This is a genomic window from Pseudomonas sp. St29 (assembly GCF_001547915.1).
In the GTDB taxonomy this organism is placed as follows: domain Bacteria; phylum Pseudomonadota; class Gammaproteobacteria; order Pseudomonadales; family Pseudomonadaceae; genus Aquipseudomonas.
The window spans coordinates 4,844,313-4,869,565 of the sequence record NZ_AP014628.1; the positions used below are offsets into that span (position 1 = coordinate 4,844,313).

The following is a 25,253-nucleotide window of genomic DNA, read 5'->3' on the forward strand; positions in this document are numbered from 1 at the left end:
CATACAATGGAACCCCTGCGCAGTGCTTTAACTCAAAGCATTACAGGCCGTACCGAGGACGAACCTTCGTCCTCGGGAACTGCCGTTCAAGGAGAGTCCTATGCCCTGGTATGCCTGGTTGATCCTGGTGGTTGCTATCGGTTCGATCGTCGGCGGCTTGATGCTGCTGCGCGACACCGCCAACAAGGTGGAGTTGACCGATGAGCAGCGTAAACGCGTGGCGCAACGCAACGCGGAAATGGATGCCAAGGAAGCACGAGATCGTTGATCCCCAGCCCCTTCACCGACGGATGAAGGGGCTATTTCGTGCCCTACTGTTCCCATTCGGCCTTGGCGATATGCAAGCCGTGCAATCCTTTGTAGGCCGCGCGCTGCGGCTGGCTCCAGCCTTCGAGCAGGGTTTCGTCGAGACGATAGATCTCGACCCCCAGCGGCCGGCATACGCTCAAGGGATCCTGGGCATCCGGGCCCCACATCGGTAGCGACAGATCACCGCCCGGGCAGGTCGACAACGCACACAGCAAGTCGATCTCGGCAAAGAACTCCAGATAATCGCCCTTCTGTGCCGGACAGGCCTTCATGAAGTACATGTCGTCGTGATTCAGGCCGGTGCACTGGAAGATGTTCAAGACATCGTGCACGTCAAACTCGGTCAGCCCGTGGGGCAGCACCGCCCGGGTCAGGTTGGAGTGACAGTGGTGGTGGAAGTCCTCGCCGGTGAGCATACGGTTGACATAGGGATCACAACGGGTACCCAACAGGTCGTGAAGGCGACCGCCGTGCTCATCAATGCCGTAATTCGCCAGGCTGTCATCGGTGATGGTGACCAGGGGCCTAAGAAAAGGCAGGTTTGACCAGAGTCGATCGTGGGTACTGACGTGAGCCCCTTGCAATTGCCGGGTCCGGGCCGCCCATAACCTTTCCCGCGGGTCGTTGGCATTCCAGACGTTGAAATCGCCCACCTGCGGCCCTGCCGGAGTGGTGACGCGAAACACATGTCCGGCGGGAACCTTCCAGGCACGTCCAGTGCGGATCGGCACCTCAAATTGCTCGACCAGCGTACGCTGCTCACGGCTGTCGCGAATACGTTCATAGAACGCCGTGTCCACCTGCAGCGCCGAACCTTTACTGACCTGGTAAGCCGCTGGATAGTCTTTGTACATGGGTATCGCCCTCGCTCAGTGACGTAAGGATTGGCTGAACATGCTCAACAACAAGCGCTCGGAGTCGTCCAGATACGTCTCCATGGCCTCGCCGGCGGAGGTTCTGTCCCCCTCTGCCAAGCACTGGTAAATGATCCGGTCACGCATCAACCAGGGGGCCTGAAACTGCGCTTCGTCTGGCGCGTTGCAAAACACCAGGCGCAACTGTGCGACCACATTGGTGAAGAACTCATCGAACAGCGGCGAATCCAGCAACCCCACCACATGCTGATGGAAGCGTAAACCATGGGTACCGACGGCGCGCCAGTCTTCACGTTCCCGGGCCAGCTCGGCCGCTTCGATGGCATCAAGCATGCGCTCGGACTGCAGCTCACACAGAGGGCGGGCGCCGGCGATCGCCTGCAACTCGAGAGTGCGGCGTACCCGAAACAGGTCCCGTATGTCGTCATGACCGAGACGGCGAACCACCACGCCCTTATGCCGGACATAAAGGGCCAGGCCCTCCTGACCCAAACGGTGCAGTGCTTCACGAATGGTGTTGCGAGAGGCGTTGTAACTGTTGACCAGCTCGCTTTCCACCAGCGGCATGTCAGGCAGCAAGCGACCGCCGATGATGTCTGCACGCAGTTCCACGGTGATCTGGTCCGCCAGGGATAAACCGTTGCTCATGGAGGCGCCTCTGGATTGTTCAACAACTTTTGATCAATCAGCGAACAATTATCGTGCCAAACCTCCCTGAGACTCCGAGCAGCAATACCTGTCAGAACGCTGTACCTACAGATAAAGCCTACAAGAAGGTGCGGCGTGATCTGACCATCCTTGGTTAAAATGGCGCTCTAGATGTGGAGGTTTCTCAAATGCGTTATTCAGCAGACCATAAAGCCCAGACTCACCAACGCATTATCAAAGAAGCTTCGGAACGCTTTCGCCGTGATGGAATAGGCGCAACGGGGTTGCAACCCCTGATGAAGGCCCTGGGCTTGACCCATGGCGGTTTCTACTCCCACTTCAAATCCAAGGATGAGCTGGTAGAGGAAGCACTAAGCTCAGCGGCCCAAGACCTGGATGCCCATTGCGCCACCTTGTTCGCACAAGCGCAGCCGCTACAGGCGTTTATCGACAACTACCTGTCCGAATGGCACCGGACTTCCCCCCATCTGGGCTGCCCGCTACCGACCATGAGCGCGGAGCTCGGCCAACGTGGCCAACCCAGCCCCATCACCGATGCAGTACTGAACACCAGGCTCGCGCAACTGGAAGACACCCTGGAAGGCGATAACAAAGCGCAGCGCAGCCTGATGATCATGTCGACCCTGGTGGGTGCGCTGATGCTCTCGCGCAGCGTGGAAAACGCTGAATTGGGCGAGCGGATTCTGGATGTTGTCGCCAATGGCCTGAAGGAGCGGGAGCTTAAGTAACACCGCCCGCTCCAGACAACGCTCGAAGGCAGTGAACGCTTGCGATCTGGCATCCCTGAGTCGCTAAAACCATCCATGACTTCGCCGCAGATTCACTTGCGAGCCAGAAGCCCTCAGACGTGCCAGAGGCCGGTGGAGGTCCGGCCTCTGGTGATTACAGAATCAAATCAATTGACCTCGAGCTTGTCCCGATTGCGCTCCAGGATGGTCTTGCCAATCCCCTTGACCTCCAACAGCTCATCCACCGAAGCAAAAGGGCCATTCTCTTCACGATAAGCAACAATCGCCTTGGCCTTGGCCTCGCCAATACCGAAGAGCTCGCGCTGCAGTAAGGCCTGGTCAGCGGTATTGATATTGACCTTGCCACTTTGAGCGGTTGCCAGCTCCACGATTTCGGGAGAGCTGGCCGGCGCGTTGACAAGAGGCGCCGCTTGAGTGGTAAGCGAAAGACTGGCCAGGAAGGCAAAGATCAGAGAGAGGAAATACGAGTTTTGCATAATGACGCTCCATGACATCGAGTAAGGAAAGCAGCTTTTCCGAAGCTGCCTTCCAAACCTAGGTGATGCGGGAGGCAAGTCAAAAGCAAGAGGGTTACCAGTTATGTAGCCTTAAGGCTCAAACTGACGTTGCTGGTAAATCCAATCGACAATTTCAGTATCTGGAGAGTAGCCGTTGACAGTATCACGAAGGAGCTGGCGAACTCGTACATAATCACTAGATTCGAGTGCCGCAAGGAGGTCAGAAAGTTTGACTTTTAACATTTCCCAAGGTATGTAATCCTCAGTTGCACTCATGATCATCGGATGACGAGTAGTTGCCACATTATCACCAATTAGCAACTCTTCGTAAAGCTTCTCACCAGGACGTAGCCCCGTGAACTCGATAGAGATATCACCATGCGGATTCTTTTCCGAGCGAATACTCAACCCTGAGAGATGAACCATTTTTTCTGCTAATTCAACGATTTTTACCGGCTCGCCCATATCCAGGACGAATACATCCCCCCCCAGCCCCATAGAGCCTGCCTGGATGACCAGTTGAGCAGCTTCAGGAATAGTCATAAAGTAACGAGTGATTTTTGGGTGAGTAACCGTTATCGGACCGCCAATTTTTATTTGCTGATGGAACAATGGAATTACAGAACCTGATGAACCCAACACATTACCAAAGCGAACCATTGTGAATCGAGTTTTATTAACTTTCGATAAATTAAAATTATCACCAAACAATACAGGAGCACGCTCATGACTGAGCGCTTGCAAAGTTAACTCGGCTAAACGTTTGGTACTACCCATCACATTGGTCGGGCGTACTGCCTTATCCGTCGATATCAATACAAAGTTTGCAACCCCCCCCTCAAGTGCAGCTTGAGCAGTGTTTAATGTACCTACGACATTATTTATTATTCCCTCGGAAATATTATGCTCAACCAACGGAACATGCTTGTACGCTGCAGCATGATAAACAGTATCGACCTTCCAAGTTTTTATGATATTTAATAGCTTTTCAGAATTACGCACAGACCCTAAAATCGGTAATATCTTAACCGACAAAGATTCACGATTGACTCGCTGTTCCAGCTCAGAAAGAATACTATAAAGATTGAATTCACTGTGATCAAAAAGGATCAGCACAATAGGCTGTAGCGACAGAATCTGCCGGCATAACTCAGAACCTATGGAGCCACCAGCCCCAGTAACCAAAACACTCAGGTCCTTAACACAGCGCTCTAGCAATTCGCTTTGAGCGGGAATCGCGTCACGCCCAAGCAAATCAGCAATGTCGACTTCTTGGATATCATCGACCTTGACCCGGCCACTTGCCAAATCCATAAAACCGGGAACGCTTCGAACATGAAGAGGGAAGCCTTCAAGGAAGCTGAGAATTTCACGGCGACGACCACGACTAGCTGACGGGATCGCCAATAGTATTTCCTGAGCCCCAGTTATATCAATCATACGCTGGATAGACTTGGGCTTGTAGACCTGCAGACCGGAAATGACCCTATCGGCGATGCTCAAATCATCATCAATGAAAGCTACTGGACGCATCACACGTCCCATACGCAGCGCAGCAACCAGTTGGTTACCCGCAGAACCAGCTCCGTACACTGCAACTCGCAGAAGACCGTCTTCCCGGTTAGTAAAGAGTACATGCCGAGAAGCAGAAAACCAATCACCTAAAAAATACTGACGCATGGCAAGGCGTAGTCCGCCAATCATGATCATACTGAGCCACCAATAGTTAAAGATGATTGAGCGAGGCACAACGTGCTGGTGGTTACTGTACCAATACACCAAAATTCCCAACAGCAACGACGAAAGCGTGACCGCCTTGACAATTGCGACCAACGCGTCATTACCAAAATAACGCATGACTGCCCGATACATTCCAAAACGAACGAACAAGGGAATAGCAACCACTGGCGCTGCTAGAAACAGCCAAAAATGGTAGATCAAAGGGTTGACCATCTCATCTATTCCCAACCTCACGACAAAGGCAAGCCACAACGCAGCCCAAAGGACCACGACATCAGTAGATACCTGAATCAGTCGCTTCTTTCGCCTAGGAAGCCCTAACAAAATTTCACGTAACCTATACATAACCACTTCTTCGTCCACTCAAGAGGCTCCTGATATTTTGACGTCGAAGAGCATACTATGCCACCTAGAAAATCCTAGCTTAAAAAATTTCCGCCCCCTCCCCTTCAGACTCTCCTGCGTGGAATTTGACGACCAGAATAATCAGAGGTAACTATGCCTGGAAAAGGCACACGAAACCACCAAGCGGAAATACTACTATCGATAAAGCTACAGATAATAGCTAAGCATTTTGATAGCGAGCGCTACCAACTTCACTGCTGTGGTCTAATGAAACGGGATACCCATTTAGGCGAGAATGCTCGCCAGATGGAGGTGCCTGATGAGCAAGCAACGCCGCTCCTTTCCCACTGAATTCAAGCGCGAGGCCGCAGACCTCGTGCTCGATCAAGGCTATAGCCATGTTGAAGTCAGCCGCTCGCTTGGACTGGTCGAGTCCGCATTGCGTCGCAGGGTTAACCAACTCCAGCAGGAGCGTAAGGGCGTTACTCCGCAGAGTAAGGCGCTGACGCCTGAATAGCAGAAAATCCAGGAATTGGAAGCTCGGATCGCTCGCCTTGAATGGGGAAAATCCATTTTAAAAAAGGCTGTCGCGCTCTTGATGTCGGAAGAGCACGAGCGCACACGCTGATTGATCAACTGCCCCCCCCCAAGAGCCGGTCGATTGGTTTTACACAGTCTTTGCTCGTGTTACTACTCCCTCCGCCTCAGGCGCCGAACTCCGAACGTTGGGCTGCTTCGGTCGCGCAGTCGGGTCAACGAACTGTTTACGCAAAGTCGAAGCGCCGCCGGTAGCCGCAGCATCGTGTCGATGATGCAGGAAGACAGTGAGCAAATCGGGTGGTTCAAGGCGCACGGACTGATGCGGGAACTGGAGTTGGTTAGCAAAAAACCCAGATCACATACCTACAAACAAGCGACGGTGGAGCGACCGAATATTCCGAACATCTTGAATCGAGAGTTTGATGTTCCGGCACAGAATCAAGTCTAGTGTGGCGATATCACCTACATCTGGACTCAAGGGAAATGGCATTAGCTGGCGGTTATTTGAATCTCTGGCCTGTCCCGGACCTGATGGACAGGCAATTAAGAGCTACTGCTCGCATTTCGCAGCTCAAACTCCATTGGACTGAGATAGCCCAACGTCGAGTGGCGACGGCGGTGATTGTAAAAGCGGATGTAGTCGAACAGGTCGGTTTTTGCCTCCTGGTAGCTGCCGTAGCGAGTCAGGTACACCCGATCAGCCTTCAGCGAACGGAAGAAACTCTCCATCGCGGCGTTGTCCCAGCAGTTCCCAGGACGTGAATGGCTGGGCACGATTCGATGTCACCGAAGCAAGGCCTGGTAATCGTACGCGCAGTATTGGCTGCCACGATCCGAGTGCAGCAACACTTGTTCTTTCGACTGTCTGCGTACAACAATCATCTCCAGAGCAGCATGCACTAGGGCCAGCTGCATCCGGTAGTGCATCGCCCAATCGACGACAGCGCGTGAATAGAGATCAAGCACGACGGCCAGATACAGCCATCCTCGGGCCGTTCGCACTTAGGTCATGTCCGAGACCCAGTGCCGATTGGCGCGATCCGAGGCGAACTGGCGATCCGGGTGATTCGGGGCAATCGGCAGAGCATGACGACTGCTGGAAACCAGTCGCCAACGCTTGCGCGAACGAACACGCAGGCCGGCTTCGCGCATCCGTCGAGCGACTCGGCGTCGGCCACACGCATGCCCCATGGCCGCCAACTCTGCCTTGATTCGGCGATGGCCATAGATCCCCTTCACCTCGTGGTGGATGCTGCGGATCTCCTTGCTCAGACGCCAATTCGCCATCTCTCTCGCCGAGGGAAGCCGCTGCTGCCAGGCATAGAAACCGCTGCGGGATACCTGCAGCAGCCGGCACATCGGTGCTACGGGATAGCGACCGGCCAACGCCTCAATGGCACGAAGCTTCACTTCGTGGGCTGCGAGAAGATGCGAGTGCCTTTTTAATGCATCGCGTTCCATGGTGACCTGCGGCAACTGCTGACGTAAGCGACGAAGCTCCGCGTTCTCGCCCCGCTACTTGCCGTTGCCCGGAAAGGCATCGTCACCTTGCTGCTCATACTGGCGCTTCCATTTGCCCAACAGGCTTTCAGAGATGCCCAGCGTCTCGGCTACATGACGAAGCGGCGTACCGGCAAGCACCTGGTCTGCCACCTCGCGTTTGAAGGATTCGGGAAAACGTCGTCTAGTCTGGGTCATGAACACTCCTTGCGGTGGAGATTATCCACCTTAAGTCAGTGTCCACTTAGCACGGGACAGACCACTCTACGCATGCCGAATTATGAGTTGGGCGCTGTCAAACAAGCTGGATGCGGACCTACTCATAAGGGCGTTGGGCATGGGTTACGAACAGCGTGGCAGGCCTTAAGGACTGCTGTTTCACTCGGATCAGAGCTCGCAATATGGCAGTCGCCCGTTTCGCCAACGGCTCTAGCGTTACCGTATGCGTCAAAGCATGAGCCGTCGTGGAAACTGTTGGGATAATGCGCCGATGGAGCGCGCGTTTCGCAGCTTGAAAACTGAATGGATACCGACCGTAGGCCACATGACGACTCAAGAGGCGCGCCACGACATCAGTCATTACCTGATGAACGGTACAATTGGATTCGGCCGTGCCCCCATAATTTTATAAATTGAAAACCCATGCCAAATAGAAAGCTCCAAACACGCATCAGAGCTATTTCAAAGTAAAAACTTATATCAAAACGAAGATATTGTAAACCGCTGTACGAGAAGATTACCATCACGCTGCTAAAAAAAGACAAAACACTCAACAGCGAACAGGTACAGAACATAGACCAGAGCAAGGCGGGCAATGTTCAAAAAGAACAATCGCAACGGCGACTCATCCGCCAGGCAATGTTTGAGGCAGGATAAAATTTAGAAATAAAAAATAAATAACGCCTCAGAAAACAGTCTAAAAACCACAAGTCAATTTAATAAAAACACCTGACAAGAAACCAAAAGAACAAGTAAAAACCTTCAATTATAATATGCCTCTTTTGAGGCCACCCCCAAAATACAACAAGCCGACACACTTTCTAAAATAGAATAAAAACTAGAAGCTTAGATTAAACATCTCCACCATAAAAAAATCAAAAAGCAATCAAATAAGACAACATCAACTAGAGCTCTTATTATAGCTGCCAGCCGCACTAAAAGTCCAAATTAAGAGACTTCTCCCCTCTTAAAATTAGGCAATACAAAACTCAACTCCAAGCTACTGAATATCAACTAATAGTCGAAATCTAAAAACAAGGTATCGATAGTTTCTCTTTTCAATCCATTTCTAATTAAGAGCTTTAGCAAGCGAAGAAGCTTCTCCCAAAGAACATCAAAAATCAAAAAGCTAGTGCCTCTCGCATAACATCGATCAACACTTGACAAGTCTTGTCAATTTCCAAAGATGTCAGCGTCGGATGCACCATAAACATCAAGCTCGTCTCTCCCAACTGTCGAGCAACCGGAAGCCGCTTCATGGGGCGCCACTGAGTATTATCAAATGCCTTCTCTAGATAGACTTCAGAGCACGACCCTGAAAAACAAGGAACTCCCCTCGCCACAATTTCATTAAGAATACGATCTCGAGTCCAATCAATCTTCAATGCCTGAGGCTCTAGGAATACATAGCATTTGTAAGCCGCATGCACGCAATCTACTGGAAAAGTAGGAACTCGTAAGCCTGGACACTGGTCAGCGGTTGCCCAGATCCTACGAGCATTGATCGAACGAGCTTCACACCACCGCTCTATTCGTTGCAACTGAATGCGCCCCAATACCCCTTGAACTTCCATCATCCGCCAGTTAGTACCAAAGCTGTCATGCACCCAACGAAAACCCGGGGCGTGCTCTCTCTCATAAATAGCCTCCCAACTTTTCCCATGATCCTTGTAAGCCCACATACTCAACCACAAATCACGGTCGTTTGTCGTGACCATTCCGCCCTCACCACCAGTGGTCATAATTTTGTCTTGACAGAACGACCAAGCACCAATATGACCAATTGAGCCTACCGAACGCCCCTTATACTTTGCGCCATGAGCCTGAGCACAGTCTTCGATGACCTTTAAATCATGATTCATAGCAAGAGCCATTATCGGATCCATGTCGCAAGGCCAACCTGCAAGATGAACACAAACAATAGCCCGGGTACGCGGTGTTAACACAGCGGCAATCGTCTGCGCAGTAATATTCTGTGAGTCAGGATCCACATCGGCAAACACAGGTACCGCACCTGCATTGACGATGCATGAGACTGATGCAAGGAATGTTCGAGGAGTCACAATAACTTCATCCCCTGCACTGATGCCCAATGCCTGAAATGCGAGATCAAGAGCAACAGTGCCATTGGCCAAAGCGATAGCGTACGTAGCTCCACTCCACGCTGCAAACTCTTTCTCAAACTCACGACACTCTTGGCCAGTCCAGTAATTAACCTTATTGGAAAGAATTACTTCGCGCACTGCAGCAGCCTCTTCTTCAGAAAAAGAAGGCCAAGGGGAAAAAGGAGAGTTCAACACAATCCGACTCCTATTAATCAAAAAATCATCAAGGAAAGTTTAATAATTTGCTCAATGCAACAATGCTTCCACGCAACGGAAGGCACCTATTTATTCAAGTCTTCGAAATATTTTTAGCCGGAACACCTGCGACCGTAATACCATCAGGTACATCATGCACCACAGCCGCTCCGACACCAACAATGACTCCGCTGCCGATTTTAATCAGCTGCCGCACGCTAGCACCTACTCCAATCCAGGTCCGCTCACCAACACTGACAGCACCAGCCAATCTGGCGCCAGGACTAATATGGACAGCATCACCTAACACACAATCATGGTCGACACTACAGCAAGTATTAAGAATAGCGCCAAGCCCAATTTTAGAACCTGCATTAACTACCGCCCCAGCAAACACGACAGAACCAAGCCCGATGGTGGAAAATTGGCTGATAACCGCCGTAGGGTGTATCAGAGAAACAATAGGAGCTTCTACTCCCATTAGTGCCATAAGTTTTGTATGCCGAATAAAATTATTACCGATCGCAACAATGACTCCCTGATAGCTCTGCAGTCGGGCATACAAAGCCGCTGAATCTCCTAGAACTAACCAATTGCCGTTATGCACGAGGGATGGCCAGGAGTCATCGTAAAAATCCACCTGACTCCAACCACAACATTGTGCAGTATCAGCCACGACTTTTCCGTGACCGCTTGCCCCGAGAACAGCCAGCCGCCTCATCCTTTGTTACCAGTAAACTTAGACATGGTAACCTCACCATCCGCACTAATCCCTTCTCTGACAACAACCTTAATTATCGTCTTGAATATGATTTTGACATCAAGCCAAAACGAACGGTTATCCACATACCAAACATCCAACTTAAATTTTTCATCCCAACTTAACGCATTTCGACCACTGATTTGAGCCAGCCCCGTTATACCCGGACGAACCTCATGTCGACGAATCTGCTCCTCGTTGTAAAGCGGCAGGTACTCCATCAACAACGGTCGAGGGCCCACCAGACTCATGTCCCCTTTTAGAACATTCCATAACTCCGGCAACTCATCCAAACTACTAGCACGGAGGAAGCTACCGAAAGGGGTCATTCGCTCAGAGTCAGGCAAAAGTCTTCCATTGCTATCCACCTCACCACACATCGTGCGAAACTTAATCATTTTGAAGGGCTTACCGACAAGCCCAGGACGAACCTGCCTAAAGAATACCGGCGACCCAAGTTTTTTGCGAACAGCCCAGGCAATTACAGCAACCACTGGAGCTAGGAAAATAAGTGCGCACAATGAAACGCTAATATCAATCAATCGCTTGAGCATCTGACAACCTGAATATTAATAGATTAATCATGAAATTTCAGCATTACCACTGGCCGGCAATTTCCAACCCAGTTTGCAGAGAAAAAACTGAACCCTTCGATCAAAGCGCACTAGACCAACGCGATAAGCACCATAATTAAAAAATAAACATTCGTGCAAATCCGAGCTCCAAACCAAAAACGCGCGCAGAACTGTCACACCTGAAATCCCACTAAAAATTCCAATGATTTTTTACTTCCACACTTTGTGACACATACATAATACAACCAAATTTTAGGAGTCCCATACCACGTTCAGACTAACGACCTACGAGCCCTAAAAAGCCGCCTAAAAACTCTCGTTAATTGATGTATAGTTCACTCTGTCAGAGCCAACCAACCTAGGGCATGAATCTGAGCTTTTTCTGAGCTGGAGCTGGAGCGAACCCGCCGTTGAATTTCGGCGGCCGCAGCAACACCAGCACATATAGCACTGCCATCTCATTGCGCTTCCCGCGCTGCCATACAGCCCACGCCCGGCATCCATTCAACTTTCAGGGTCCAACGGTACATTATCCCCAACTCATCTACCAAGACTCAAGCTCCGCTTCACACTGCAACGCTAGAACCGCCGATAGCCGATAGCCAATAGAAGTGGCAGCTACGATATTGTGCTAATACAACAGGTCGCCACAACACCTTTGATCGAGACAATTATGAAACGACCTGCAGTCTACGACGCAATAAGGAGCGAAGCGCCCCGCCCGAAAATAGATCACGACCGGGATTACAAGCTAACAGACGTTGCGCGGGAGAGCTACCAGAGTATAACTCAGCCATCGTAGCGGGGCGCCATTGTGTAGTGGTCAACTATACCCGGACACGACGTTAAGTTTTTTCTCGGCCTGAGCTGGGGCCAACCCACCGCTAAACTGGCACGGCCGAATCCAATTCGTACCGTTCATCAGGTAATGACTGATGTCGTGGTGCGCTTCCTGAGCCGTCATGCGGCCTGCGGTCGGTATCCATTCAGTTTTCAAACTACGAAACACGCACTCCATCGGTGCATTATCCCAGCAGTTTCCACGACGACTCATGCTCTGGCGTATGCGATAACGCCAGAGCCGCTGGCGAAAGTGGCGGCTGCCATACTGCGCCCCCTGATCCGAGTGGAACAGCAGCCCTTGAGGCTTGCCGCGCTGCTCATAAGCCATATCCAGGGCCCTGATCACCAGATCCGCGTCGGGTTTCCCTGACAATGCCCGACCCACAACACGGCGCGCGAAGAGGTTCATGACGACCGCCAGGTAATGCCATTTTCCTTGCGCTCAGATGTACGTGATATCGCCGCACCAGACCAGATTGGGCGCATGCACATCAAACTCCCGATTCAAGATATTCGGAATATCGGGCCGCTCGACCGTCGCATGCTTATACGCATGCGAGCCAGGCTGTTTGCTGACTAATGCCAACTCGCGCATCAGGCTGCGTACCTTGAACCGACCGACTTGCTCACCGTCTTCCTGCATCATCGAAACGATGCTTCGGCTACCGGCAGCGCTTCGACTTTTCGTGAATATCTCGTTGACCCGACTACGTAACCGAAGCCGTTCAACGTCTGGAGTTCGGCGTCGGAGGCTGTGGGCGTAGTAGCACGACCGAGTGACATCAAAGACCACGCAAAGCCAACCCACCGGCTCTTGGGAGCTCAGTTGATCAATCAGCGTGTGCGCTCGTGCTCTTCCGACATCAAGAGCGCGGTAGCCTTTTTTAAAATGGATTTCTCCCGCTCAAGGCGAGCGATCCGAACTTCCAGCTCCTGGATTTTCTGCTGCTCGGGCGTCAGCGCCTTGCTCTGCGGAGTAACGCCCTTGCGCTCCTGCTGAAGCTGGTTAACCCAACGACGCAATGCGGACTCGACCAGTCCAAGCGAGCGGCTGACTTCAACATGGCTATAGCCTTGATCGAGCTCGAGGCCTGCGGCCTCGCGCTTGAATTCAGTGGGAAAGGAGCAATATTGCTTGCTCATCAGGCACCTCCATCTGGCGAGCTCTACCTACCTAAGCAGATGACCAGCATCATCACATCACTACAACCAACGACTCGCGCTACTTGTCAGAGCCACTCTATCCGGTATGATTCGACAATGTAGACAGCGCAGATGATCTGCTGACAGACAAGCGTGCAGCCCACCGTTTTTTTAAGATAGGCTTGGCATTCAGCAATGCATTAATACAAGAAATAGAAAATCTAGCAAAACGTTTTCCAGACCCCCACAATTCACAACATGCTTTTCGATTCAGGCCAGCACCTTATGGAATCCGGAACGTTGAGAAGAGTACGTATTCGGCACAGGAACATAAAATTGAATGGCTGGCTGAAAAAAATACTTGCGCTCTACTCAGCTAATGGCATAAATTTTCTACTGAATATTTTAATTATTCCAATTTTAGTTTATTATATTGGCTTCCAAGGCTACGGCTTTTATTCAATCTACATCATTATTTCAAGCACTCTTCTATTCCTAGACTCAGCACTATCCAAGTCAACCGTAAGCGAATTTCATTCAACCAAGGAAATATTCCACTCTCAGCTCATAAGCTCAGCTCGAGCAGCCTATATAGTAATGGGCATCTTACTATTACTGGCTGCCCCACTGATTGCCAAGGGCACCTCAAGCGCTTTCCCCCTAGACACAAACCAACTCAATTTAACTTACTGGATTGGGCTCACCGCAGTAATTGAATATGTTTTTTCATTGCCGGGCCAATATTTCCAAATGCTAAATATACTACGAGGACGGCACTTTACCTACGCACAATATCAGCTATGCATTCAGCTAAGTCGCTTCCTAACAGTATCAGCTGTGGCAGCACTAACACAGCAAATAGAGTGTGTACTTGCCGCCATTATACTAAGAAAACTCCCCGACCACTTGATTCTATGGCTTTTTTGGCACAACTTAAAAGCTGAGAAATATACTCCTATTGCATGGCCACTGTTGACCACCCTCTACCGAAACGCATCGCCAATTATTGGAGTAGCATTATCTCAACTGCTAGTAACTGAATTCATTTCAATTTATATTAGCCACGCCTACGGAGCCGAAACCCTAGGCAAGTACAGATCCATTTACGACATACTAAATAAAATTTGGTTCATAGCAACTCTCTACCCAATTTTAATCTACCCAAGAATTTGCGAATGGCTAGCAGATGCAGATAAAAAAGAATGGCTTCGAAATACAATACCCTATCTAAATTTGGGAAGCGCACTGCTTTACGGGGCAATTACACTCACAGGACTAGCTCTCTACCCTTTACTGAGCAAACAACTTCCCATACTGCAAGATGCAGCACCTTTCGCCGCAGGACTGCTAGCAGGGATATGCATGTCAGGACATGCCCGCCTCGGATATGAAATCCTACAAGCACAGAAACATGCAGGAAGTGCACTATTAATCAATTTACTCTCATTTGGCCTAGGCGCCGCAATACTTTTCACCTTTTATGACTGTGCAATGAAAGAAATCGGATGGGCGTGGCTAGCTTCTCAGCTTTTGACTGTTATAATTGTCGATATTCGTAACTGTATACTTTTATCATCTCCCCTCGGAAAATCAGTCACCGCACTACTGCCATGGCTAGGAGTTATTATTATTATTACAACCACCTCAATCTATGACATTGAAGGCATAGCTACCTCACTACTCCTACTTACCGTTTTCATGAACACCCTCATCTTTTTGGCGAAGCGCATGCGCACCCCAAGGCAGAAAAAATGCCCAAATTAAACGTAATCTCAATTGGCTCAGCTCTACTAATTTTTGCATCTGTAGCAACAGCGCTACGCTTCGGCGAACTACCATTCGGAATCAGTGAGCTTGTCGTAGTGCTCCTACTCCCATGGGCCATACGGTATAAACAGGCAACCCGCTACTTGAAGCACCCTATTATGCTTTTCTGGATTAGTTTCATTACTATCGCCTCAGTATCAGCGCTAGTTAGTCCTATTAAGGGCGGAAATTCTATTCATACGGCAGGAGCATATGTGTATGTCGCATGCTTCTCACTTATAGCACTAGCTTGCATCGATCAGTCTTCACAACAAGGGTTCAATAGCTTTATAAAGGCTTTGACAACAACCCCTATCGTATTATTAGTCATTCCGCTCCTATTTTTTCTAATGCACTCATATGATTTAGCAAAACTGTTCAGGATCATCACTCCACTACCCCAACGCCTTTCCGCTTGGTCTGTAAACCCTAATCAGCTCGCAATGTTTCTAATACCAATCCCAATTTGGTTAGCAGCTATAAACCGCTACGAGAATTGGCAGGGTGCACGTTTGTGCATCAATTTTTTACTTTTATGGATTGTTTTTTTATTGGGATGTGCGTACGCAGTGATGCATTACTACTCACATGGTGCGCCGGCGTACCCATTCTGGTAATTACTGTATCTTGCTGGTTAAAACCAGTAAATTGGAAAATATCTGCCACATTAATAATTGCATTCCTTCTAGCATTTGGCTCTTTTAAGTTTATGACCGACGGCCCTGGCCAAGAGTATTTTTCAGGCCCCAATAAATCGGACTCTCTGCTTGGCGTCGGCTTCGACAAAAATAAAGGCGAAGTGCGAAAGCTCTTACGCAATCGTGCCACTGAAGCATGGCTGCAGTCACCAATTATAGGGAACGGCCCGGGTGCATTTTCTTATCTGAAAAGTCCGGAAGATAAGCAAGAAGCCCACAATCTTGCCTTAGACCTGCTTACCCAGGTTGGAATCATCGGCACATTGTTATTCGGCGCTTTATACCTATGGCTATTCGTCAGAGCGTATCAAGCTCGAGATCCATATTCACTTACCGTACTGATTGCTTTAATGATTTTCTCTGGTGCTCACTTCATGCTCCGACAGCCTGCTTTCAGCCTATATATGATTATCTGCGCACTAGCAATTAGGAATGGCTGGTTCACTGCGGAGCACCAGAAAAGTCAACCCATTTGATTACAACGAGATTGCTCCATGTGCGGTATTGCTGGGTTCTGGCACCCTAACAGCCAAGGCAGGTATGACGAGATATCAGCCCTCACACGAATGACAAACGCTATTCTCCACCGCGGCCCCGATGATGTCGGGGCCTGGGATAATGGCGCCGGCTTGCTTCTTGGCCACCGTCGCCTTGCAATCATCGATCTAACTTCGGCCGGGCACCAGCCAATGGCATCTCCGACCGGCCGTTACGTTATTGTGTTCAACGGTGAAATCTATAACTTTCAAACCCTACGCCAAGAGATTGATGTTAGTCCCCCCTCTCGACCCTGGCGCAGCAACTCGGATACCGAAGTGATATTGGCGGCATTCGAGCGCTGGGGCATACAGAAAACCCTAAAAAGGCTGGTCGGCATGTTCGCCCTAGCTGTATGGGACCGTGATCGAAAATGCCTCACGCTTGCACGTGACAGAATCGGAGAAAAGCCACTCTACTATGGCCTGAACAACGGCGCGCTACTCTTCGCATCAGAATTGCAAGCACTTGAAGCACACCCTAATTTTGATGCGCGAGTTTCGCGCAACAGCCTGGAATTACTCCTTAAATATGCATATGTGCCATCACCACACTCCATCTACGAGGGCATTTACAAATTACCACCTGGTACGTGGCTAGAGCTTGACCTTAGCACCCTCAAAAGTGGCTCGACAGGCATACCACAGCCATATTGGAACTTGCCCCCCCCAAAAAAAGAAAAAAGCCCCTCAACTTCTGATTCCGAGGCAACCGACCAACTTCATAATCTGATGAAAACGACGATAAGCGAGCAAATGGTCGCCGACGTCCCCCTCGGCGCATTCCTGTCTGGCGGCATCGACTCGAGCCTAATTGTCAGTTTGATGCAATCCCTCTCTCATCAAAAAATTAAAACCTTTACTATCGGTTTCGACAACCCAGGATACAACGAGGCCAGACACGCCAAAGCCGTAGCCAATCACCTCGGCACCGACCATACCGAACTCTATGTTTCGGGCACAGACGCAATATCTGTAATTTCAAAGCTGCCTGAGATCTATAGTGAGCCTTTTGCCGACTCCTCACAGATCCCCACCTATCTCGTCTCTCAACTGGCGCGCAACCACGTGAAAGTGAGCCTTTCTGGCGACGCAGGTGATGAACTATTTGGCGGATATAATCGGTATAAGTCTCTGCCAAACGCCTGGAACAAATTGAGCCACATACCAACTTCTGCACGCAGGCTAGCAGCCCGAATAATAGAGTCCACGTCGCCAGATCGCTGGGACTCCATCGTCAGCGGATTGAGTCCAATAATCCCTAAGCACCTACGTGTGGCTCTACCTGGCGAAAAACTTCACAAGCTCGCGAGCATTATGCGTTACGACTCTCCCAGCCATATGTATGATCGCGTGGTATCACAGTGGGAAAATGCTTCCGACGTAGTTATTGGCGCACACTCCTCATTCAACCGCGCATCTATCGAAGATAATGATTTCGCTTCTTGGATGATGCACCAAGATATAATGACATATCTGCCGGACGACATACTTACGAAGGTAGATCGCGCAGCAATGGCTGTAGGCTTGGAAACACGCGTCCCCTTCCTAGACCGTCGAATAGTCGAGTTTGCATCATCATTGCCAATATCACTCAAAATCCGTAATGGCAGCACCAAATGGATACTGCGTCAATTACTCTACAGCTACGTGCCAAGAGAACTTATTGAACGACCTAAAATGGGCTTCGGCATACCGCTGCACGACTGGCTCCGCGGCCCATTGCGCAGTTGGGCTGAATCCTTACTGGATCCACATCGATTATCAAGCGAAGGTTATTTCATACCCGAACCAATCACGGCCATTTGGAAAAAACACCTACGCGGACAAGGAAATTACCAGCATCAGCTTTGGCCTGTACTGATGTTTCAGGCGTGGCTCGATCGAAAACGAATGACTTGAATAAAAATCTCCATTGACTTGAGGAAAACCGATGCATTTGAGAAAAATATCAGTGGTTGGGCTAGGCTACGTCGGCTTGCCCGTGGCCGTTGCATTTGGCAAACATGGTCCGGTAATCGGCTTCGATATCAACGAAACCCGCCTTCAGGAATTGCGCGCAGGACAAGATCGTACCAATGAAATCAGCAAAGATGAATTGGCCCAAGCCCAAATCGATTTCACGAATAAAACAAACAATCTTGCACAGGCAGATTTCCATATCGTTGCCGTCCCTACGCCGATTGACGATGCTCATCAGCCGGACCTAACGCCAGTTATTAAAGCTTCTGAAAGCGTAGGCAAAGCACTCAAGCAAGGCGATATAGTTGTTTATGAATCGACTGTTTATCCTGGCGTCACCGAAGACATCTGCGTTCCAATCCTTGAACGCGTATCAGACTTAAAGTGCGGCATAGATTTCACAGTAGGTTACAGCCCTGAGCGCATCAATCCTGGTGACAAAGAGCACACGTTCACAAAGATTAAGAAAGTGGTATCAGGCCAAGACGCTGCCACGCTTGAAATCGTGGCGAAAGTATACAGCTCCGTGATCACGGCTGGAATTTATAAAGCCAAATCTATAAAAGTAGCCGAAGCTGCGAAAGTTATTGAGAATACTCAACGAGACCTAAACATTGCTCTAATGAACGAGCTGGCGCTTATATTTGACCGAATGAACATCGACACACTCGACGTTCTAGAGGCTGCTGAGACCAAGTGGAACTTCCTAAAATTTAAGCCTGGCCTGGTAGGAGGACATTGTATTGGTGTAGACCCTTACTACTTGACACACAAGGCCGAAAAGCTCGGGTACATTCCTCAGGTCATTCTTGCAGGCCGCCGCATTAACGACAGTATGGGCGCCTTTATTGCACAGCAAACTATCAAACAGATGATCCATGCTGGCCATCCCATTGCTGGTGCTGTCGTGACTGTACTTGGATTGACTTTCAAAGAAAATTGTCCCGATCTACGCAACTCTCGGGTAATTGACATTATACGAGAATTAGAAGAATTCGGCGTCGAGGTACAAGTTTACGACCCACAGGCCAATTCCTTAGAAGCCCTACATGAGTACGGCATATCGCTACTCAAACCCAATGAACTCAAGCCCGCAGCAGCCATCGTGATCGCCGTTGCACATAGCGTGTATGCAGACTGGACAACCGGCGAATATCTCAAGCTTATGCATAACGCACCCGTTATAATAGATGTCAAAGGTGCTTGCGACGGTCCCTCACTAATAGATGCCGGCGTGCGCTTCTGGCGCCTTTAATGGAGAATGGTATGAACACTTACGAAACCCTCTGCCAAGAGCTAGCAGACTCGCCGCGCACTTGGCTTATCACAGGAGTGGCCGGTTTCATCGGCTCAAATTTACTTGAGACGCTTCTCAAACTGAATCAGCGCGTGATCGGTCTAGATAACTTCGAAACCGGCTACCAGCACAATCTAGACTTAGTGAAATTAGCCGTTCCAGATACAGCTTGGGCACAGTTTCAATTTGTGCAAGGTGATATCCGCAATCTGAAAGACTGCCAGCAGGCCCTAGAATCACAAGTGGATTATGTTCTTCACCAAGCCGCATTAGGAAGCGTCCCTCGCTCACTGGAAGATCCAATTCGAACCAACGCCGTGAACATTGATGGCTTCCTTAATATTCTAATTGCCAGCAGAGATGCGAGCGTCAAACGCATCGTCTATGCCGCATCAAGTTCGACTTATGGTGATCATCCTGCATTACCAAAACTAGAAGAAAATATTGGTCGACCACTATCACCTTATGCTGTGACCAAGTACGTCAATGAATTATACGCGGACATTTTTGCACGCTGCTATGGACTGCAGACCATAGGTTTGCGTTACTTCAACGTATTTGGTCCAAGACAGGACCCTGATGGTGCGTACGCAGCCGTAATTCCAAAATGGTTTAGCGCCTTGCTGCGCAACGAACCTATTTATATCAACGGTGACGGAGAGACTAGCCGTGACTTTTGTTTCGTAGCTAACGCTGTCCAAGCCAACTTGCTTGCAGCAACGACCCTAAAAAAGGATGCGGTAAATCAAGTTTTCAACGTTGCAGTAGGCGATCGTACCACCTTGAATGAGCTGTTCACATACATACGCCAGCTTGCCTGTGCTGTCAAGCCTGAAATAAGAGAAGTGACTCCGATATACAGAGATTTCAGGGCTGCTGACGTACGTCACTCCCAAGCAGATATCAGCAAGGCCCAATCATTACTTGGTTATGAACCAACACACCGCATCACTTCTGGATTAAAAAACTCCACCGCCTATTACTCAGCATACGTAAATAAGCATGTCTAAGATTGTAATCATCGCCGGACTCGCTGAATCGCTGATCCGGTTTCGCGGGGATCTTCTGGATGCGATGCGAGCAAATGGCCATGACGTCGTCGCCATTGCTGCCGAAAATAATGAGTCTGTAAGTAAACAGCTCGCAGAAAAAGGAATTGAGTATCATGTTGTCTCGATGGCACGCACTGGATTAAATCCATTCTCTGACCTACGCTACCTACTGCAACTTAATCGGCGCTTGCGTTTAATAAAACCGGATGTAATGCTTGCGTATACGATAAAGCCAGTAATTTATGGCTTGCTTGCGGCGCGCCTTGCGGGTGTGAAGCGACGTTATGCGCTGATTACCGGGCTAGGCTATGCATTCACAGACGCCGACGCAAGCTTCAGTCGCAACCTAGTAAAACGCGTAGCATCAGGACTTTACTGGCTCGGATTACGCTTTGCGAATGGACTACTCTTCCAGAATCCGGACGATCGACAGCTTTTTGAAAGCCAAGGACTTTTCAGCACTGACCTTCCAACCTGGATTATCAATGGATCAGGTGTTAACGTAGAAAGCTTTCCGGCAATGGCACTACCTTCTCAACCAATTTTTTTGTTTGTAGGCAGAATACTACGCGATAAAGGCGTACTTGAATATGTCGAGGCCGCAAGAACACTAAAGTCTACTCATCCCCAAGCCTCTTTCCATTTGGTCGGCCCACTGGACCCAAACCCTTCAGGAATTCACGCAGATATCGTTTCAAACTGGAGAAAAGAGGGGCTAATTGAATATCATGGAGCAGTAAGCGATGTAAAGCCTTACCTAGCCGCATGTAGCGTATTTGTATTACCTTCATACCGGGAGGGAACACCGCGCTCAGTGCTAGAAGCAATGTCCAGCGGGCGCGCGATTATAACCACTGATGCACCAGGATGCCGGGAGACGGTCGTAGAAGGGGTTAATGGCTTTCTTGTCGAGCCACGCGACTCGTCAAAACTTGCTATCGCAATGGCACGCTTGGCAGAGTCAGAAGAATTGCGCAAACAAATGGGCTTTAAAAGCCGCGAACTAGCGGAGCAAAAGTACGACGTACACCTTGTAAACAAGACTATGCTCAACGCAATGGAGTTGCATAACTAACCATCTCTCCCGAGCAGCGTACTGCCTAAATAATCATGCTATGGTGCGCTGCTTAATAAGCTATGAATTCAATCAGATTCCAGACGGTAAAGCCAACCGCAGAAGGCATTGATAACATACAGTATCTGACATGCAAAAAAACCTCAGCAGCATGATTGAAAGTACACCAAAAAGCGATAAAAAACATAGCCTGATATAATTCACCCACATAGTTAACAAACCAGTTCAAGCATATAGGTGCCAGTTTTTAACTGGCATGGTCGAATTCGAGGATCTGACTATGCCATGGCGAGAGCTGAACCCTATTGTAGTGGCCTACTAACTCCGGACACCCATTTAGGCGAGAATGCTCGCCAGATCGAGGTGTCAGATGACCAAACAACGCCGTACCTTTCCCACTGAATTCAAGCGCGAGGCCGCAGGCCTCGAGCTCGATCAAGGCTATAGCCATGTTGAAGTCAGCCGCTCGCTTGGACTGGTCGAGTCCGCATTGCGTCGTTGGGTTAACCAGCTTCAGCAGGAGCGCAATGGTGTGACTCCGCAGAGCAAGGCGCTGACGCCCGAGCAGCAGAAAATCCAGGAGCTGGAAGTTCGGATCGCTCGCCTTGAGCGGGAGAAATCCATTTTAAAAAAGGCTACCGCGCTCTTGATGTCGGAAGAGCACGAGCGCACACGCTGATTGATCAACTGAGCTCCCAAGAGCCGGTGGATTGGCTTTGCGTGGTCTTTGATGTCACTCGGTCGTGCTACTACGCCCACAGCCTCCGACGCCGAACTCCAGACGTTGAACAGCTTCGGTTACGTAGTCGGGTCAACGAGATATTCACGAAAAGTCGAAGCGCTGCCGGTAGCCGAAGCGTCGTTTCGATGATGCAGGAAGGCGGTGAGCAAGTCGGTCGGTTCAAGGTACGCAGCCTGATGCGCGAGTTGGCATTAGTCAGCAAACAGCCTGGCTCGCATGCGTATAAGCATGCGACGGTCGAGCGGCCCGATATTCCGAATATCTTGAATCGGGAGTTTGATGTGCATGCGCCCAATCTGGTCTGGTGCGGCGATATCACGTACATCTGAGCGCAAGGAAAATGGCATTACCTGGCGGTCGTAATGAGCCTCTTCGCGCGCCGTGTTGTGGGTCGATCATTGTCAGGGAAACCCGACGCGGATCTGGTGATCAAGCCCCTGGATATGGCTTATGAGCAGCGCGGCAAGCCTCAAGGGCTGCTGTTCCACTCGGATGGGCGCAGTATGGCAGCCGCCACTTTCGCCAGCGACTCTGGCGTTATCGCATACGCCAGAGCATGAGTCGTCGTGGAAACTGCTGGGATAATGCACCGATGAGCGCGTGTTTCGCAGTTTGAAAACTGAATGGATACCGACAGTAGGCCACATGACGGCTCAGGAAGCGCGCCACGACATCAGTCATTACCAGATGAACGGTACGAATTGGATTCGGCCGTGCCAGTTTAGCGGTGGGTTGGCCCCAGCTCAGACCGAGAAAAAACTTAACGTCGTGTCCGGGATTAGTTGACCACTACACTTTGATCTCAAAGACACCAAGGATGGCTACATCAGGCTCAATACGGCAGTGCAGGCCTGACTTGGTGTTACCGATGCGCCTGAACTTTTCTGTTACCTACTGTGGTTGTCCCGTTCAGCCCCTCCACCACCAGCCTCTACTTAAATCCCACCAACCTAAATCAGCTCCTCATCCTCATTTACTCGATCCCGCAGTTCTTTCCCAGGCTTGAAATGAGGGACAAACTTCCCATCAAGACTAACGGACTGGCCTGTCTTTGGATTACGCCCTACACGAGGCGCACGATAATGCAAAGAAAAGCTACCAAACCCCCTAATTTCAATCCGATCACCTGTAGCCAAACACTGAGACATCTGCTCAAGCATCGTCTTGATGGCCAACTCGACATCCTTAGATGAAAGCAGCCCTTGATGGGTGACAATTCGTTCGATCAACTCCGACTTCGTCATATTTTTCCCTTCTTTTTCAAGCAGCTAGGTCACCGCTCAAAAGGTTTTAGCACGCCCAGAAGGTTTTGAACAGCCTATGCGCTAAGCAAATACAAACTCAGCAGCCTATAAAAGAAGCAGCGGCAAAAATACAAAATTGTAGTGGTCTACTAACTCCGGACACCCATTTAGGCGAGAATGCTCGCCAGATCGAGGTGTCAGATGACCAAACAACGCCGTACCTTTTCCACTGAATTCAAGCGCGAGGCCGCAGGCCTCGAGCTCGATCAAGGCTATAGCCATGTTGAAGTCAGCCGCTCGCTTGGACTGGTCGAGTCCGCATTGCGTCGTTGGGTTAACCAGCTTCAGCAGGAGCGCAAGGGCGTTACTCCGCAGAGCAAGGCGCTGACGCCCGAGCAGCAGAAAATCCAGGAGCTGGAAGTTCGGATCGCTCGCCTTGAGCGGGAGAAATCCATTTTAAAAAAGGCTACCGCGCTCTTGATGTCGGAAGAGCACGAGCGCACACGCTGATTGATCAACTGAGCTCCCAAGAGCCGGTGGATTGGCTTTGCGTGGTCTTTGATGTCACTCGGTCGTGCTACTACGCCCACAGCCTCCGACGCCGAACTCCAGACGTTGAACGGCTTCGGTTACGTAGTCGGGTCAACGAGATATTCACGAAAAGTCGAAGCGCTGCCGGTAGCCGAAGCATCGTTTCGATGATGCAGGAAGACGGTGAGCAAGTCGGTCGGTTCAAGGTACGCAGCCTGATGCGCGAGTTGGCATTAGTCAGCAAACAGCCTGGCTCGCATGCGTATAAGCATGCGACGGTCGAGCGGCCCGATATTCCGAATATCTTGAATCGGGAGTTTGATGTGCATGCGCCCAATCTGGTCTGGTGCGGCGATATCACGTACATCTGAGCGCAAGGAAAATGGCATTACCTGGCGGTCGTCATGAACCTCTTCGCGCGCCGTGTTGTGGGTCGGGCATTGTCAGGGAAACCCGACGCGGATCTGGTGATCAGGGCCCTGGATATGGCTTATGAGCAGCGCGGCAAGCCTCAAGGGCTGCTGTTCCACTCGGATCAGGGGGCGCAGTATGGCAGCCGCCACTTTCGCCAGCGGCTCTGGCGTTATCGCATACGCCAGAGCATGAGTCGTCGTGGAAACTTCTGGGACAACGCCGCGATGGAGAGTTTCTTCCGTTCGCTGAAGGCTGATCGGGTGTACCTGACTCGCTACGGCAGCTACCAGGAGGCAAAAACCGACCTGTTCGACTACATCCGCTTTTACAATCACCGCCGTCGCCACTCGACGTTGGGCTATCTCAGTCCAATGGAGTTTGAGCGGCGAAATGCGAGCAGTAGCTCTTAATTGCCTGTCCATCAGGTCCGGGACAGACCAAACATCGTTCGAATGAGATAACCCGCCGAATTACAACCAAAAGGGTAATCCCCCTCCTCACCCATAGAGTCGCTGGACTTGGTGATGACCTTGTATCCGCATCAGCCCTGCACTCAAGCTCAGCACCTTCGTAACACTTGCCCCCCCTTCACGACTTCATGGGTCCTTACATTGGTCACACACCTAACCAGGAGAAGAAGAAGAAGAAAAACAACAACAATCAGCCTGATCATGCTCTTCCTTAGGACAGCCAGCGCCGCCCGGGCAACACACCGTTAGACTAAAAGTCTTAGACCCAAAGGAGCCAGTCGCTAAGAAAGAGACAACCCATTGCTGACATTGGTTTCCCCACTCTTTTCACCTCAAATCTCACGCATAAAAAAGGGCGACCG

At 50.2% G+C, this 25,253-nt stretch carries 20 protein-coding genes and 5 pseudogenes; 12 read left to right on the top strand and 13 right to left on the bottom strand.

Annotated features, from left to right (window positions below; all coding sequences use genetic code 11):
* Nucleotides 1-100 precede the first annotated feature (100 nt).
* Nucleotides 101-268, top strand: a complete 168-nt coding sequence (locus tag PST29_RS31195) for a DUF2897 family protein (RefSeq protein ID WP_082729282.1) — start codon at nucleotides 101-103, stop codon at nucleotides 266-268.
* 43 nt (nucleotides 269-311) lie between these two features.
* Here the strand turns inward: PST29_RS31195 and PST29_RS21310 are convergent, their stop codons facing one another.
* Nucleotides 312-1,163, bottom strand: coding sequence for an urea carboxylase-associated family protein (locus tag PST29_RS21310; RefSeq protein ID WP_060844296.1), 852 nt, complete (start codon nucleotides 1,161-1,163; stop codon nucleotides 312-314).
* Between the two features lie 15 nt (nucleotides 1,164-1,178).
* Nucleotides 1,179-1,832: a GntR family transcriptional regulator gene (locus PST29_RS21315; protein ID WP_060844297.1), complete on the bottom strand. Its 654-nt coding sequence runs from the start codon at nucleotides 1,830-1,832 to the stop codon at nucleotides 1,179-1,181.
* 188 nt (nucleotides 1,833-2,020) lie between these two features.
* Between PST29_RS21315 and PST29_RS21320 the strand changes: the two genes are divergently transcribed.
* A complete protein-coding gene (locus PST29_RS21320) occupies nucleotides 2,021-2,581 on the top strand; it encodes a TetR/AcrR family transcriptional regulator (protein ID WP_060844298.1) in 561 nt (186 codons plus the stop codon).
* 167 nt (nucleotides 2,582-2,748) lie between these two features.
* On the opposite strand, the gene PST29_RS21325 is transcribed toward PST29_RS21320, so the two are convergent.
* Nucleotides 2,749-3,078: a ComEA family DNA-binding protein gene (locus PST29_RS21325; RefSeq protein ID WP_060840447.1), complete on the bottom strand. Its 330-nt coding sequence runs from the start codon at nucleotides 3,076-3,078 to the stop codon at nucleotides 2,749-2,751.
* 111 nt (nucleotides 3,079-3,189) lie between these two features.
* The gene (locus tag PST29_RS21330) at nucleotides 3,190-5,184 is read right to left on the bottom strand and encodes a polysaccharide biosynthesis protein (protein WP_060845165.1); all 1,995 of its coding nucleotides are present in this window, start codon (nucleotides 5,182-5,184) and stop codon (nucleotides 3,190-3,192) included.
* Nucleotides 5,185-5,503: 319 nt separating this feature from the next.
* Here PST29_RS21330 and PST29_RS31945 point away from each other — a divergent pair.
* A pseudogene (locus tag PST29_RS31945) lies at nucleotides 5,504-6,169 on the top strand (transposase); the annotation flags it as partial.
* A 98-nt stretch (nucleotides 6,170-6,267) separates the two neighbouring features.
* On the opposite strand, the gene PST29_RS32840 reads toward PST29_RS31945, so the two are convergent.
* The 4 genes from PST29_RS32840 to PST29_RS31225 are packed head-to-tail and all read right to left on the bottom strand — an operon-like array spanning nucleotide 6,268 to nucleotide 7,422.
* Complete coding sequence (locus PST29_RS32840; protein WP_159426277.1) at nucleotides 6,268-6,498, bottom strand: IS3 family transposase; 231 nt, start codon at nucleotides 6,496-6,498, stop codon at nucleotides 6,268-6,270.
* Nucleotides 6,499-6,507: 9 nt separating this feature from the next.
* A complete protein-coding gene (locus PST29_RS32845; RefSeq protein WP_082729203.1) occupies nucleotides 6,508-6,726 on the bottom strand; it encodes a DDE-type integrase/transposase/recombinase in 219 nt (72 codons plus the stop codon).
* Entirely contained in the window at nucleotides 6,727-7,185 is a 459-nt protein-coding gene (locus tag PST29_RS31220; RefSeq protein ID WP_082729204.1) for an IS3 family transposase, read from the bottom strand.
* 54 nt (nucleotides 7,186-7,239) lie between these two features.
* Nucleotides 7,240-7,422 carry a transposase gene (locus PST29_RS31225; protein WP_082729205.1) on the bottom strand — a complete coding sequence of 61 codons (183 nt, stop codon included), beginning with the start codon at nucleotides 7,420-7,422 and terminating at the stop codon, nucleotides 7,240-7,242.
* Between the two features lie 76 nt (nucleotides 7,423-7,498).
* Between PST29_RS31225 and PST29_RS31950 the strand changes: the two are divergent.
* Nucleotides 7,499-7,860 (top strand): annotated as a pseudogene (locus PST29_RS31950) (DDE-type integrase/transposase/recombinase); the annotation flags it as partial.
* 704 nt (nucleotides 7,861-8,564) lie between these two features.
* Here the strand turns inward: PST29_RS31950 and PST29_RS31230 are convergent.
* The 4 genes and pseudogenes from PST29_RS31230 to PST29_RS31240 form a co-directional block, all read right to left on the bottom strand.
* Nucleotides 8,565-9,743, bottom strand: coding sequence for a DegT/DnrJ/EryC1/StrS family aminotransferase (locus PST29_RS31230; RefSeq protein ID WP_082729284.1), 1,179 nt, complete (start codon nucleotides 9,741-9,743; stop codon nucleotides 8,565-8,567).
* A gap of 94 nt (nucleotides 9,744-9,837) precedes the next feature.
* Nucleotides 9,838-10,464 carry an acetyltransferase gene (locus PST29_RS31235; RefSeq protein ID WP_082729285.1) on the bottom strand — a complete coding sequence of 209 codons (627 nt, stop codon included), beginning with the start codon at nucleotides 10,462-10,464 and terminating at the stop codon, nucleotides 9,838-9,840.
* Nucleotides 10,461-11,057, bottom strand: coding sequence for a sugar transferase (locus PST29_RS21355; RefSeq protein ID WP_060844300.1), 597 nt, complete (start codon nucleotides 11,055-11,057; stop codon nucleotides 10,461-10,463). The genes PST29_RS31235 and PST29_RS21355 overlap by 4 nt, the downstream gene beginning before the upstream one ends.
* Before the next feature lie 844 nt (nucleotides 11,058-11,901).
* Nucleotides 11,902-13,064, bottom strand: a pseudogene (locus PST29_RS31240) (IS3 family transposase).
* Between the two features lie 336 nt (nucleotides 13,065-13,400).
* Here PST29_RS31240 and PST29_RS31245 point away from each other — a divergent pair.
* The 7 genes and pseudogenes from PST29_RS31245 (at nucleotide 13,401) to PST29_RS31260 (ending at nucleotide 23,018) form a co-directional block, all read left to right on the top strand.
* Nucleotides 13,401-14,828: an oligosaccharide flippase family protein gene (locus PST29_RS31245; protein ID WP_159426286.1), complete on the top strand. Its 1,428-nt coding sequence runs from the start codon at nucleotides 13,401-13,403 to the stop codon at nucleotides 14,826-14,828.
* A gap of 556 nt (nucleotides 14,829-15,384) precedes the next feature.
* The gene (locus tag PST29_RS31250) at nucleotides 15,385-16,044 is read left to right on the top strand and encodes an O-antigen ligase family protein (RefSeq protein ID WP_148659667.1); all 660 of its coding nucleotides are present in this window, start codon (nucleotides 15,385-15,387) and stop codon (nucleotides 16,042-16,044) included.
* 18 nt (nucleotides 16,045-16,062) lie between these two features.
* Entirely contained in the window at nucleotides 16,063-18,006 is a 1,944-nt protein-coding gene (gene asnB / locus PST29_RS21370; protein ID WP_060844302.1) for an asparagine synthase (glutamine-hydrolyzing), read from the top strand.
* 31 nt (nucleotides 18,007-18,037) lie between these two features.
* The gene (locus PST29_RS21375) at nucleotides 18,038-19,321 is read left to right on the top strand and encodes a nucleotide sugar dehydrogenase (protein ID WP_060844303.1); all 1,284 of its coding nucleotides are present in this window, start codon (nucleotides 18,038-18,040) and stop codon (nucleotides 19,319-19,321) included.
* Nucleotides 19,322-19,332: 11 nt separating this feature from the next.
* A complete protein-coding gene (locus PST29_RS31255) occupies nucleotides 19,333-20,373 on the top strand; it encodes an NAD-dependent epimerase/dehydratase family protein (protein WP_082729288.1) in 1,041 nt (346 codons plus the stop codon).
* Nucleotides 20,366-21,490 carry a glycosyltransferase family 4 protein gene (locus PST29_RS21380; protein WP_060844304.1) on the top strand — a complete coding sequence of 375 codons (1,125 nt, stop codon included), beginning with the start codon at nucleotides 20,366-20,368 and terminating at the stop codon, nucleotides 21,488-21,490. Before PST29_RS31255 ends, PST29_RS21380 begins: the two co-directional genes overlap by 8 nt.
* 370 nt (nucleotides 21,491-21,860) lie before the next feature.
* A pseudogene (locus PST29_RS31260) lies at nucleotides 21,861-23,018 on the top strand (IS3 family transposase).
* 164 nt (nucleotides 23,019-23,182) lie between these two features.
* Here PST29_RS31260 and ihfB read toward each other — a convergent pair.
* Entirely contained in the window at nucleotides 23,183-23,476 is a 294-nt protein-coding gene (gene ihfB, locus PST29_RS21395) for an integration host factor subunit beta (RefSeq protein WP_060844306.1), read from the bottom strand.
* A gap of 201 nt (nucleotides 23,477-23,677) precedes the next feature.
* Here ihfB and PST29_RS21405 point away from each other — a divergent pair.
* Nucleotides 23,678-24,831: pseudogene (locus PST29_RS21405) on the top strand (IS3 family transposase).
* Nucleotides 24,832-25,253 lie beyond the last annotated feature (422 nt).